The organism is Ureaplasma canigenitalium ATCC 51252 (genome assembly GCF_000712165.1).
In the GTDB taxonomy this organism is placed as follows: Bacteria; Bacillota_I; Bacilli_A; order Mycoplasmatales; family Mycoplasmoidaceae; genus Ureaplasma; species Ureaplasma canigenitalium.
Map to the genome: position 1 here is coordinate 167,331 of NZ_KL544010.1, position 13,932 is coordinate 181,262.

At 28.5% G+C, this 13,932-nt stretch carries 11 protein-coding genes and 2 pseudogenes; 5 read left to right on the forward strand and 8 right to left on the reverse strand.

Features of this window, described 5'->3' with window-relative positions; all coding sequences use genetic code 4:
- Positions 1-69: 69 nt before the first annotated feature.
- The 6 genes and pseudogenes from T416_RS0102735 to plsY form a co-directional block, all read right to left on the reverse strand.
- Entirely contained in the window at positions 70-918 is an 849-nt protein-coding gene (locus T416_RS0102735; protein WP_031489285.1) for a KilA-N domain-containing protein, read from the reverse strand.
- 883 nt (positions 919-1,801) lie between these two features.
- Positions 1,802-1,924, reverse strand: a pseudogene (locus T416_RS04085) (IS3 family transposase); the annotation flags it as partial.
- A gap of 955 nt (positions 1,925-2,879) precedes the next feature.
- Complete coding sequence (locus T416_RS0102750; RefSeq protein WP_084277171.1) at positions 2,880-3,341, reverse strand: restriction endonuclease subunit S; 462 nt, start codon at positions 3,339-3,341, stop codon at positions 2,880-2,882.
- Entirely contained in the window at positions 3,313-3,885 is a 573-nt protein-coding gene (locus T416_RS0102755) for a restriction endonuclease subunit S (protein WP_031489289.1), read from the reverse strand. The genes T416_RS0102750 and T416_RS0102755 overlap by 29 nt, the downstream gene beginning before the upstream one ends.
- Positions 3,886-4,026: 141 nt before the next feature.
- Entirely contained in the window at positions 4,027-5,679 is a 1,653-nt protein-coding gene (locus T416_RS03860; RefSeq protein WP_051675979.1) for an N-6 DNA methylase, read from the reverse strand.
- Between the two features lie 638 nt (positions 5,680-6,317).
- Positions 6,318-7,088, reverse strand: coding sequence for a glycerol-3-phosphate 1-O-acyltransferase PlsY (gene plsY, locus T416_RS0102765; protein WP_051675981.1), 771 nt, complete (start codon positions 7,086-7,088; stop codon positions 6,318-6,320).
- A gap of 85 nt (positions 7,089-7,173) precedes the next feature.
- On the opposite strand from plsY, the gene T416_RS0102770 reads away from it, so the two are divergent.
- From T416_RS0102770 to T416_RS04105, 5 genes and pseudogenes are all read left to right on the forward strand, one after another.
- Positions 7,174-8,379 carry a DUF1600 domain-containing protein gene (locus T416_RS0102770; protein ID WP_051675983.1) on the forward strand — a complete coding sequence of 402 codons (1,206 nt, stop codon included), beginning with the start codon at positions 7,174-7,176 and terminating at the stop codon, positions 8,377-8,379.
- Between the two features lie 79 nt (positions 8,380-8,458).
- Positions 8,459-8,896, forward strand: a complete 438-nt coding sequence (locus T416_RS0102775) for a DUF1410 domain-containing protein (RefSeq protein WP_031489292.1) — start codon at positions 8,459-8,461, stop codon at positions 8,894-8,896.
- 140 nt (positions 8,897-9,036) lie between these two features.
- Positions 9,037-10,248, forward strand: a complete 1,212-nt coding sequence (locus tag T416_RS0102780; RefSeq protein WP_031489293.1) for a DNA cytosine methyltransferase — start codon at positions 9,037-9,039, stop codon at positions 10,246-10,248.
- A 62-nt stretch (positions 10,249-10,310) separates the two neighbouring features.
- Positions 10,311-11,780 (forward strand): annotated as a pseudogene (locus T416_RS04100) (DUF262 domain-containing protein); the annotation flags it as partial.
- Between the two features lie 828 nt (positions 11,781-12,608).
- Entirely contained in the window at positions 12,609-13,154 is a 546-nt protein-coding gene (locus T416_RS04105) for a GmrSD restriction endonuclease domain-containing protein (RefSeq protein WP_408645119.1), read from the forward strand.
- Positions 13,155-13,295: 141 nt separating this feature from the next.
- Here the strand turns inward: T416_RS04105 and T416_RS0102795 are convergent, their stop codons facing one another.
- Entirely contained in the window at positions 13,296-13,604 is a 309-nt protein-coding gene (locus T416_RS0102795) for a restriction endonuclease subunit S domain-containing protein (protein ID WP_031489295.1), read from the reverse strand.
- Positions 13,605-13,612: 8 nt separating this feature from the next.
- Positions 13,613-13,885 (reverse strand): restriction endonuclease subunit S, encoded by a 273-nt coding sequence (locus T416_RS0102800; protein WP_211246923.1) that lies wholly within the window; start codon positions 13,883-13,885, stop codon positions 13,613-13,615.
- Positions 13,886-13,932: the final 47 nt, after the last annotated feature.

A 13,932-nucleotide genomic window follows, 5' to 3' on the forward strand; every position in this document is an offset into this window, starting at 1 on the left:
TTAGTATCGACAGGAGCAATATTATTGGAAATAAGATAATTTTCAATGCCCATCTCATAACAGACCTCTCTATTTCTTTGACTTATCTTCTAAGCTCTTAACTCCTGTATTGTTCAACTTTTCAATTGACATCAGTTGTGTTCTGGCAAGCTTTCTAAGTTCTATCATTCTTTCTTTTTGATCCATGCCTTTTCCGATAAGAATTGCATTATAGCTTTCCATATTTGCTAGTACCAATAACTCATTCAGACTTACATAGTCTCTCATATTTCCCTTTAAGTCAGGATTTTCTTCATGCCACTGTTTTGCTCTTTTATTAAATAAGGCAACATTGAGCATATCTGCTTCACTTGCGTATTTATAAGATAACTGTTCGTTGGTAAGATTCTTTAAAAGATATTCTTTGATTGCATCTGTATGAATTTTGTAGTTAATCTTAGAAATTTCTCTATTCAGATTCCATCCTAATGATAGTTTAGAATTTTCATCTGACTTAAGTCTTTTGTAATCCTGAATTACATACATCTTAAATTCAGCAGAAATCCATGAAGCAAATTCAAAGGCAATATCTGTATGTGCAAATGCACCACCATATCTTCCACCTTTTGAGATAATTCCGATTGCTCCAGTTTTCTCTACCCATTTCTTAGGGGACAGTGTAAAGGAATTATATCCAGCTTCCGATTTAATTCGGTCGAATTCGACCGAATTGAAATTCATGTTGTTTAAGCTTTCCCATAAACCAAGAAATGCAATTGTATCTTTTTTTCTCATCCAATTTTTAATTACATCACTTGGTTCATCGCTTTTATATCTAGCAATATCTGTTAGACTTATATAGTCGTTTTTAAAGTCTTCAGTATAAATTTGAATAGCAAAACCTTTTGCTTCAATCGTGTCTTTTTTTGCATTAGACATGTGAGTTCCTCCTTTATGCTGATATACTGTTTACAACATTTATTTTCGTAATAACTGCTCTAAACAGCACACCAACTATTCATTTTTTGATTTTAAACTTTGGCAGAAGCTCTAAAACCCTTGTATTTACTTGACTATTTACCTGTGTCATTATTATGACACGAAACCCACAAGTAGGGTCTAATACATTTGAATTTGAAGAAATCTCGGTTATATCGCACATAAAATCTGTCATATGCGTTGGTGTGTATGCTTGATTTTTATCTGCCTTACCTACATATTTATTAAATGTTGTAAAAAATAAATTAAGTAGGTCTTCTCCTGTAGGTGTTTTGTTATTAATGTACGGAACTAAATCGTTCTGTATTTTTTCAACTATTTTGATTAATGATTCAACTTTTAATTCTTTGATTTCTTGTTTGTCTAGGATATTTACTAATAAATCTATTTTAATTTGATAATTGAAATCTAATGTCTAATTTTTCATATTTCCTTTTTTCTTTTATATTTAGAGACCTGTAAATTTTTTTAATAGTTTCACTAAAATCTAAATTATTCTTTTTGTATTCTTGTGGATAACTAAATTCATCATTTTCAATATTAGATACTAAATACTTTCCACCAATTTGATTTACTATTTAACTTCTCTCAATTTTTAAAGTTAATTGATTATTTACAGCATCTTCATTTTGCAATGAATTAAAGAAATCGCCGCTTCATTGGCATTAATTTTTTTTCTATTACATAGGAAACCGCATACAATTTTTTATCGATTAAATGTTGTGATTTTCAATATTTAATAGGGGCAAATAAAATATAATTATCTGTCTTTTGTCTTAAATATCAGTAAAATCCTGAAAAAATAAAGGTATTAGCTATGTCGTTAATTATGAGAAAGTTCATTAAAAGTAAGATTTTTACAAGTTTGATAAAAATTTGGAAAAATTTCTGATTTAAGAATTGAAAAGAAGTGTTCTATTTCTCTATTATCTAGACTATTACCAATCTAGACATATTGACATATTTTTATAATAATTAAAATTCTTGAGTTTCGGAGCAATAACTAAAAAAACGAAATTTGAGTCATTTTATATGCAAATTTTGCTTTTTTCAATTTCTTACATACAATTTTTGATAATTGTGTTTATTTCTTTAAATTTTTCAATGTTTGATATAAATAGATTTATTTCTACAAATTTTTTAGTAGTAGTTTTATTGTTAATATTTTGAGTGCATTCAAAAACACGAATTTAATAATGTTATCAATGATTCATTTGTATATTTATCTATAACTCCATTGTTAATATAAAAATTGTTTACAGCATATATTGTATATTTGAGAACAACAAGAGAAATGAAATTTAATATGAAATAAACAGGAAAAAATCGGATTTTATCCGAATATTTTTTCACACTTTAGAATATTTAGCGGTGGTTTTTTGAAGTAAAAATGATGAGTAGGGAGATAAATTATTTAATTTGTGCTGGTGTGTTTTTGGTAGTGATTGGCATATTAGGTATTGTGAGTTTAGTTAAGGATTATAGGGAGTGTTTTAGTCGTGATAAGGGTGTGAAGCGTGCGACAAGATTGAAGAGTCCGGAGTGAAAAATTGTTTTATCTAGTGTGGTTTTAAGTCTTTTTGGAGTTTGAGTAATTATAAGTTTTTGATTAGTTAATTAGGAGTAAATATGAATAGAGTATTACTTAGCTGTCGCGTTTTGAGCGAAAAAATAAGGGAATTTAGAAATGATAAAAGTTTATGTGTGTAGTTTAATATAGCTGCTATTTGTGATAGTAAAAAGGGGGATAGAATTTATTGATATTAGTATATTCAATAAATTGCTGACAACTTTTTGAAATATTGTAAGAATGAGATCTGATTGAGGTTGAATCCAAAATTAAAAATGCTGATTATTCATTCTTTTAAACAATGAAACAATATTCAAATTAAATTCTTATCTTATAAATATTTTGAAAAAGGAAGCGATTTTATATAGTTTTCCATAAAATCTCAGTCAGGAACGTTATTTTTTGTCGGTAGTAAAATTTTTGTATTTCTTATATTTTTTTGATTTCATTTTCTACCGTATCCATATCTAAACTGTTCTAATTTTAAAATCGAAACTACATAAAGATAGTGATATTTATTAAGATGTTTATTCTTAAACCTTATTATTTCAACATGGTCACTGGCCAAAAAAGGAACTTCTTGATAAAACACAGCTCCAATAGTCGCTGAGTCTATGGTTATACAATTCCCAGGTTCGGTATAGTAATTTACTTTACATTCAACACCATTATTGCTATTTTTTGTTGTAATGTAATTATAAATTCCACCCTTATCAAAATTTTCTTTGTTTGTTGTTTTGCTTCCATATACATCAAAATATTCATTAACTTGAAACAATGCCATTTCAGACATTGACCATGAAAGTTTTAACCTTAACAAGGATTGAGAAATTTCATAACTCTCTTTCTCTCTCTCTCTCTCTCAATTCTCTTATGTATTTGTCCATATAATCTCAATCAGGAATTATATTACCTTCACGAATCAACGCTGGTAACTTTATTTTAGTTTTCTTAATAAAATCTTGATTAAATGGACGATTGTATGAATACCTAAATTTTTCTAGTCTTAACACTGAAACAATAAATAAAGCTATGTTTTCATTTAAATGAATATTGTAAAGTTTTGTTATATTATTACCAGTTATAAAATCAATTGGTTGATAAAAAATTTGTGCTCCCTCACCACCAATTGTTATACAATTACCTTTTTCCAATGGAAATTCACCGTCATCGCTTATAAAAAAGTTTGTTCCATTATCATTTTCAGTTCTAGTTATATAAGGAATGGTATAGCCAATGAAGTCTTTAGCGTCTTCAATAGTAACATTTTTACTTCTTTCAATTGTAAAAAGTTCTTTTAATTCAAAAAAACGCCAATTATTATTTATTTCTATCATTCAATTCTCCATATTTAACTTTAAATGCAATATACTCTCTAATAGTTCTAACAAAATTATCCTCATTCAATATTGAATAATCAGTATCCATATAACCTTCGGGTAACCATTCATCAGCACTGTCTACATGTTTCATAATGCTTAAACCAGGTATCTCTTGTTTTTTTCAAATGCTTCGAATCATTTCTTTTTAGTCGTGTCTCAATCTGTTTTTTCAACCCTACCTTTGTTTTTTCTTTTGATGAACCCATCATCTTTGAAATAGCCAAAAAATGTTTTTTGATTATCAGAATGTGGTTTACCAGTTTCAAAAAGCATAATACAAGAATTAATGCTGGCACCAGGATAAAATAGTTCATCAGGTAATGAAAAAACAGCAAGCAAACTATTATTTTCAAGCATCAGTCTTTTATATTTTGCTATATTCTTATCGTTACCTATTGCACATTGAAGAGGTAAAATAGTTGCCAACTTTGCGCCTTTTCTCAAACTTTTTGATATTTCATACACAAAATATAAACCTTTTGTAGCATCAACTTTTGTTGTATCTTTAACCGGACAATCATTAGGCATATTTTGACCATTAAATGGTGGATTCATTAAAACTATATCAATATTTTTTTGTTTAATTCATTCAAGTTTATCAAAACATGAAGCTTTTATAATATTTGTTTTACCATCTTCATGAATCAACATATTAGTTGTAGCTAATCCAAAAGCCTTGTCCTCTCGTTCAATCCCAAATAATTGATTTGCTTTTATGTTTTTGATTCTTTTTTCATCATTTTTGGCTAACTTTATCATTTTCGACATTGCTTGAACCAAAAAAGAACCTGAACCACAAGTAGGGTCTAATACATTTGAATTTCAAGAAATCTCGGTTATATCGCACATAAAATCTGTTATATGCGTAGGTGTGTATGCTTGATTTTTATCTGCCTTACCTACATATTTATTAAATGTTGTAAAAAATAAATTAAGTAGGTCTTCTCCTGTAGGTGTTTTGTTATTAATATACGGAACTAAATCGTTCTGTATTTTTTCAACTATTTTGATTAATGATTCAACTTTTAATTCTTTGATTTCTTGTTTGTCTAGGATATTTACTAATAAATCTATTTTAATTTGATAATTATCGTCATTAGATGATTTAATTTTTTCTCTTAATTTTTCTTTTATACGATCTAAAATAGTTATTGTTCCTACTTCTGCATCCACAACTAAATTATTGTTTAAAGCTACCAAAATACTTCCAACAAATTGTGATCGTAAAGACTCTCTTATTCCTACACTATGTAGCAGGTTATTCAATTCATTTGTAGTTTCAATTACTTTATTTTTATCATTGGTTTTATTATTAAATAAATTTTCATAATATTCCATAGAATTTATAGTTGTTTCATCACTATTAAGTACCCCATTTATATAAACTCTAATAGCTTTAGTGTTCATATTCACTAATATAGAAACAATATTTCTATAATTATTTGTCAATTCTTTTTCTAAAAAATAATATGTCATTAGTTGGTCTCTCTCGGACTTGCTAAATTCATATTTATCATTTTTTTTAGTTTCAATTTGTATTATTGTATTTTCTTTTTGAAATCTAATGTCTAATTTTTCATATTTCCTTTTTTCATTTATTTTTAGAGACTTGTAAATTCCTTCAATAGTTTGACTAAAATTTAAATTATTCTTTTTGTATTCTTTTGGATAACTAAATTCATCATTTTCAATATTACTTTCTAAATACTTTCCACCAATTTGATTTACTATTTCACTTCTTGTATTCATTTTAATCACCCGATTCCTTTGAATAATATTTCTTATTATCTTGCAGTATAGTTATTAAATGCTTCTTTATTTTCACTTTTATATATAGAATTAAGTTTTATAAAAGTATTCATATTTTCCTTCAATCAATTTACAATCAATTTTTAATTATATTAGAAAAATATATAAGAAAAACCGTCGATTAATATAGTAAATATGTGCTGACTGTATAAGTAATTTTTAACAGTAGTGGATAATTTTAAAATTTTAAGGTTTTTATTAATTTTAATTTTTTAAAATTTCATTAATTTACTAATAACTAAATATTAAATTAAACTTAAAGGAAATGAAGACAAAGCATTTATATATTCCAAACAACTTAAAAAAATTAGTTTATTAATGTTGTTTACATATAACTTAAAAATTAAATTAAAATACAGTACTAATCTAGTTTTAGCTATTTATCAAATAATAAAAATATATGAATATTTTGATTTTATAAAGAACAATGTATTACTTCAATGCGCATTAAGTCATAAAACAATTAAAAGCATATAAATAATGCGTAGTTTCGATGCATGACTATTTAAAATTTTGAAAATTTTTATAAATAATTTGAAAACTCTAACAAGGATAAAAAAATTGCAAGAGATTAACCCTTAATTAATAACACTCTTTTGTTCAAATTTCACCTTATCTTTATTTGAGAAAAAGAAATTAGTTTCATTTTTATCAACAAGTCTTTTAATGTTTGTTCGATGTTGCACTACAAGGATAATCAAAGTAAAAATAAGGAAGGTAAAAACAATTGCGATATGCTTATAACTACTATTTAAATCAAGGAAGTAATCTGGTAGATGTTCATGATAGAATGGAACATAGAAAAATCCAGGAATAAGAAGTAAAAAAACAGCGATTAAACTAGTTATCATGCTACCAAGCGATATGTGTCTAGTAAACTTAACAATGATGTACATAATCAAGACTGAAACAAGAAGGATGATCGGACAAGAGACAAGGAGAATACCAGTCATACAACTAACTCCTTTTCCGCCGTTAAAATTGAAATAAATCGGGAAGCAGTGACCAAGGATAATGAAAATCGCACTAAAAAAAGTTAATGGACTTAGTTTAATTCCACTTTTTAAATCAATCGGTTCATGTAGAGCATACTTATAAACTAAATAAGTAATCGATAAAGCAATGATTGCTTTAATCACATCAAGGAACATTACAACTATCCCGAGTTTCATTCCATGAACTCGTGACATATTAGTCGCACCAGCATTTTTGCTATGGAAGTTACGGATATCTTCTTTTTTCATAATCAAAGCAACGATGATTGAAAAGTTTAAGGCCCCGATTAAATAAGAGTAAATGGGAGCAAAAACAAAAAAAAGAAGGTAGCTATAAAGAATTTCCGTAACCATAAAATATTTATTTAAAATTTCCAATTATTTATAATATTATAATAAGCATAATATAAAATTATGTATATGTGTATGGGAATTTAGAATGTTCAATAATAAACAGTATGTTGACAAGAATTTTCAGCGACAAAAAGAACTGTTTTTCATCAATAATATGCATCTTATTGCGCCTAAATTATTGAATCAGTTCATCCTTTCTAGTGTTTTTCTTGTAGTTACCATTATTTGTTTATCCATTTTTCTTGATCCATCGTCTACTTTTGAACGCAAAGATATTCTTTATACTGTTAAAACATATTCCTATCATATAAAGCAGACGGCAGGCGGAATTGGTCTTTATGCTGTAATTTGATACACGGCCGTTAACATCTTTGTTTTTTTTAATATTTCAACAAGAATCAAAACCAGTAAACGACTTTTCTTCATTCTATTAACCGGCCTTATCCTTAATTTTTATGCTCATCATTACATAAGAAAGAACATCGTTAGTAAGAGGGATTATTTAACGATTACTTTTTATTGAATTCTTTCTGATCGGAACTTAATTGAATTCAATATTCGTGATAAAAAAAGCATTTTTGCTCTAATTTGTCTTTTTATTTTTATCCCCTTTATGGTTTTCTCTTCAATTGAGAATCGACCTGTCGATACGAATATTATTATTCCAAATAAAAACACGATTACTGAAATCGTTTATGCAAGAGAAATTTGATTTAGCAACCTTCATTACTTTACAACCGAAGGAAACTGGATGTGTATCTTAACACTTTTCTTCGTGTTCCTTAATCACCGAGCACGGTTTCTTAAACACAATGTTGTTATTCTCTCTGTTTTAAGCTATATTATGATTGTTGGTCTAGTTTGACTCTGCATCTTATATCCAGTATTTTCAAGTAATGAAACTTGAATTTGGTTTAATTCAATGACCGGGTTCTACGACCATGTTGTCACACCATTGACTTTTCTCGCTTTCAGTATTTTTATTTTTGTCACTAACCCCCATCTAAAGAAAATTGGCTACGCTAATTCCCTAAAAGTATTTATCTTCTATTTGTGTATTTACAACTGTTATGTCACCTTCCTACCGGTTGTCGCTAATGTTTCGGTTTATGGAATGTTTACCAATATTTGGCCGATGGTTAATGGTAATGCATGGTTTACCTTTGTGCAAATTGGTGCTTTTGGCCTAATGATTTTCATTCATTATCTTTTTTATTTAATTGCTAACAGTATTATTAAGCGAAATATCAAGAAATTTTCGTTAAATATTACTGCAGCTCAAACAATTTAAAAAGGAACAACACTCAGTGTTGTTTTTATTTTGCTATAATTAAAAATTGTAAGTTCTTAATTTGATTTAAAGGATTTCTATGAATAGAAACAAAAAAAGAGTCTTCGTTTTTTCAATCTTAGGTGTGTCAGTGATATCTGCTGTCGCAATTAGTGCTTCGGCATGTCGACAAATTGATCCATCAACAGCGAAAATCATCAAGGTTTCTACCCTGGCTACCAGTCCGTACAGGGTAACAGTGACCCTTCAGTTTGATGTCAAAATTCCAATTGGAACAAAAATGGTTCTTACCCTAAACAATAATGTTAGTGTTGAATCAGTGGTCATCGACGACTCTTATGCAATGCCTTTTATTTTTCAAGAATTAACACCAAATACAACTTACCAAATTACATCATTGAGTGTTAACAACAAACAAGTAAGTCTCCCTCAAGGAGATGTCAACACTTCTTTTTTAACAATGAAAAAAGAAGAAAAAATTGATAAGACAGATGAAGAAGATATTGATAGTTTATAGGTATAGAGTCAATGTCGTATTCAATATTAAATTTCAATAGTTTCAATATATATATATATATATATATGAGCAAATAAACCTTCCAATCCTTCCAAGTCATTAATTCCTAACCACAATATTGTGGTATTTTTCCTATCCCTATGAAAAAGATCAACATATTAGAGACTTTTTCTGGGATTGGAGCACAAAAGAAAGCAATCGATATCCTCGAAAAGGATAATGCGGATAAACTTTTTAACATCGTAGCAACTGTCGAATGAGATGCCCGTGCGAACATTTCATATGCAGCGATTCATCATAATTTACTTGGAAAATATCGTGAAATCATTAAAGAATGTAGTTTAAGTGATGAGCGAAACCTTAATCAATTCCTCTCGCAATATACATTCTCCTTGAACTCGAAAAATTATTCAAAACTGCAAGGTAAGTCAATTTACTTTAAGGAACTACTTGCCGCTTCCTTAATCCTTTCTAATAACAAGGTTGATATTAATCAAGTGAACGGTTCTTTAATTGATCAACTTAAAGTTAACCTAGTTACCTACTCCTTCCCGTGTCAAGGACTTTCCATTGCTAATATGGGACGTGCTCAAGGTATTGAAAATACTGATTCAACATCTTCCCTTATTTGACAAATCGAACGTATTTTAAATGAATGTCAAAACAAACCGAAATACTTGTTAATGGAAAATGTCCCAAACCTTCTTTCAGCTAAATTCATTAATCAATATGAAAAGTGAAAAGAAGTCTTGAACCAACTTGGTTATGATACATATACCACCATTATTAACGGAATCGATGCTGGTTCTATCCAGAAGAGAAGGAGAGTGTTTGCTCTTTCTATCAGGAAAGGAACTAAATTACCGTTTTGTGATGATGTAACATTCGATCAATATTTAAGAGCAATTTACGAGCCAAATAAACTTGATGAAAAAGGACGAAGAATTGCTTTTAACGATATTTTTCATTTTAAAAAAACGTCATACAACGACCAGTTTATCATTAATAAAACACCATCGCGACAAAGGATGGTGGTTGAGTCAAAAAACATTACCGAATCAACTAATTACATTGTTAGCACCTTAACAACAAAACAAGATCGAATACCAAATAGTGGAATTATTAATTATCAAAATAATTTCATCGATAAACTCAACTACCGTTTTATTTCCCCGCGTGAAGCATTTCAGTTAATGGGGTTTACCAGACTCGATTTCGAACCATTAAACAAATTAATTAAGAGGAAAATCCTAACCCTTGAGTCGGTCTATCGTCAAGCTGGAAATTCGATTGTAGTTGAAAGTATTATTAATATCTTTCGGTTAATCAAAAAAATAGAAAGAAAAAAATAAGAGGAATTAATATGATAAAAAATAACACGCTTGAGTATTGAAAAATTGCAACTGATGTTAATATGTACCTCAAAGAAACAATTTGTCTTTGAGTAAAATCAGGAATTTTTAAATCGCTATTAAACGATGAAATCGTTTTTCAACGAAATAATAAGAAAGAAAAAGCTTACTTTAGAAACAATGAAAAGAAAATTTATTTCTATTGTAATGACAAGAAAGACCGAGATAAAGTAGGCCAGAGCGATGTTACCTATCGTCAAATTATCCAAACTCTAAAGTATCTTGAAGTCATTGAATTCATTAAAGAAGATGGTGATGATGAAATTTATCTCATTAATGATGATTTTAAAAAAGTAGCTAGGCTATCTAGTGATAAAGCAAAAATAAAAAATATAGATGAAATAATTTGCAAAAAATTAATAAAGAACCTTGAAAAGCACATTTTTCCCCTGGTCTTTAAAAAAGATTGCACTGATGATGAGTTGGATGAAGAACAACCAAACATTAATTCTGACAAAAGCCAATATAATTTCCTTTATTCTATCCTACTTATTTATGACCGCGAATTTCTTAATAGTGAAATTGCAGAGAAACTTCTTAAAATAAAGATTGATGATAAGGATACATACAATAATTTTGTTGAAAAACTTAATGAGTATCATTATGAACTAAAAAACCAAATTAAAAAATTAATTAAAAAAACTTTGGGCAAATATGACGATTGATACTTTACAGCAAAACTCACGGAGATTGAAGCAAAACTAGATAATCCAGTTGAATCCAAAAGTGATTTCCAATTGGATATCGAAGACTACTCTGAACGTAAAGGAGTTTTAAATCCAAAACGATGTACTGTCGCTGAATACCTTGGATGAAAGAAAGAAATTACCATTCCCATTTTTCAACGAAACTATATTTGACCAAGTATTAACGCATCTAACCTAGTAGCATCAATGATTGAAAAACACATGAAAAATAAAAGTGATAATCAAAAAGATTGTTATTATTTAAATAATATTTCACTTTCTGTTGACAATAACGGGTTTAAAATACTTGATGGTCAACAACGAACTACAACTTTATTTTTAATTGTAATCGCGTTTTACCGCTACCTTTATCATTTAATGAATAGTGCGGAAGGAATGAAGGATAAAGGTTTATCTATCCTTAATCATTTAAACAACAAAATTCCTCTTAAATTAATTCTAGAAAAAGGTCAATCTTTTAGTGAAAATAATGATGACTATAATCATTTTCTTACAATCTATAAAGAAAATAATCGTTCATTTAATGATCGAGATAAAAAAATTCTTTTCCTTAAATCTCAATTTCATTCCAACTATGAAACAATTTGCAAGGAGTTGCAGGAAAGAATTTCAACAATCAATGATCTTGAGTCGTTTATTGATTACTTTCTTAATGATTCTGACATAATCATCGCTCCTTGTTCTGTAAGTAATGAGTCTGATGCAACTGATATTTACATTCGAATGAACCAGTGTGCACAACCATTAAGTGCTATTGATTTATTAAAAAGTCGAATCGACCAGATTAATCAAGAGAATAAGATTAGTAGTCAAGAAAGAACGAATCAGCTTATTGTTTACAATAAGATTTTTAATCGTTACTTCACAAAGAAATCAAGTAAAAATGAAATTGATATCGATTTACTTAATAAATTTATTGAAACATTCCTTGTTTATGATGAAGAGAAAAATATAAGAGCGAAAATTTCAACTGGATCAACATATCAAGGGTTAAATATTTTAATTGAGCAATTTAGTAGGAAAGATAAAAACCGTATTATGCACCAATTATACGAGAAGACAATCATTTTTGACTTCTTACTAAATGGTAATTTTAAACTTTTTAAAAAGTTAAATGATCAAGTTGAAAAAACAAAAACGATGGGACAAATATTCGCAGATTATAGAGGTTTATTTGATCAATACGAAAATAAGGAAGTTGCAAAAATACAACTTATTTGTCACCAGATTGTCGACATCACTAATTGGGGTAAGAAGCATGTCTACCTTGTCATCATTAACCGATTAATGGAACTACTTGATATTTGAAACGGTGAATTCTCTCACCTAGAATTATTTAGTCGATACTTATTAATACTTGAACAATTCCAAAATAAATGAAATTACCTTTATTTTGAAGGACAGTCATTGACACAAAAATTATTAAAACTAGCAAATGAGATGCCGAACGAAGGCAACCCTAAACAAAATTACTTAAAACTAAAAGAATACTTACCTGAATTCAAGACAAAGTTAAACAGCATTTTAGAATGTAAAGATGATGATGAAACCAAATCGAAATTTAAAGAAGAACTTAATAGACTTTATGGTGCAATGAACAATGATGAAAATCCGAATAGAACCTCTAATCTAAATAAGAAAATGATTCTTTCGCGAGTTTGTGTTTACCTTCATAATAACAATAAATTTTGCTATACGAAATTAACTAGTGAACGAAATAATGAGTTTCTCGACTACAAAGACTATGATCTCGAACATATCCTGCCGATTAAGAAGGATACCAAACAAGATTTTCTAGGTCACATTGATGATAAGGACTACTATAAATATGTTAACCAAATTGGTAACTGTGGTTTACTTGAACCAACAACAAATAAGTCTGTTCGGAATAATCTTCATCAAAAGATTGTTAAAGCGGTTGAAGATGTTTCAATTAACAACTTCTCGATTAAAGGGAAGGAAGGTAGTTTAGAGAAAACTTACCCTTGCATTAAAACTAGTGAATATAAAAATGAACATTACCAGTTTATACAAAACGATTGAGAAGAGTGAAAACAAAATATCGAAAAACGTACTGAACAGATTCTAGATATATTTACTGAAATTATGTTTAGTGACATCGATGATGACAACAATTAAAGAAGGATTCTACCTTTTAAGAAATAGCGATGGTATTCCTAGGAATACCACAGAAATAGCTATGGCGATTAAGACATATTCACCAATTGTGGTTGTAGTCGATATTAGAAGAGAATTCCTGGAAAGCTTTTTTTGTCACTTTTAACTTTCTGTAAAATTGGTTAAAATTTTCCCGATTAATCTGATGTCAACGGCTATAAATCAAGGAATTATCCCATTAGTCCAATTATCAGTATCGTTCTTTGAAGGAGTATAACTCCCATAAATATCAAATAGCTTATGGAGAGACTTAAAATTAATTTTATTATTAGTCTCTTCTACATTTTTCTCTTCCAGTAAATACTTTAAAATCCGGTCTAAAAGATCAGTATTATTATCAAAACCAAGGATTTTGTTTAAGTAGTAACTATGCTCTTTATCATGTAGTTCAAGTTCCGTAAATTTATCCAAAATTTCTACTATTTTATTTCGAATGGAAAGGGAGCTTGAATGTTTACGACTACATTATTCATTAATTTAAAATTGCTATTTGATTTATTAACAAATTTAGGAAAATTAATTTTTGCAATATAAGACAAATACTCCACATTTAAGTTTGAATTGTCCTTATTCTTTAGTATCCCGTAAACATTTGTAGCTAAAAACTTGTCATTCCTAAAGAACACAGTTCCAGCATAACCATCGGTCGTTCAAGTAACATATTCACCATCAAAGTCATAAGTGATAATCACCAAAAACTCCATCATTTAATGCTTGTGATGGAAAGACAGACTAAACC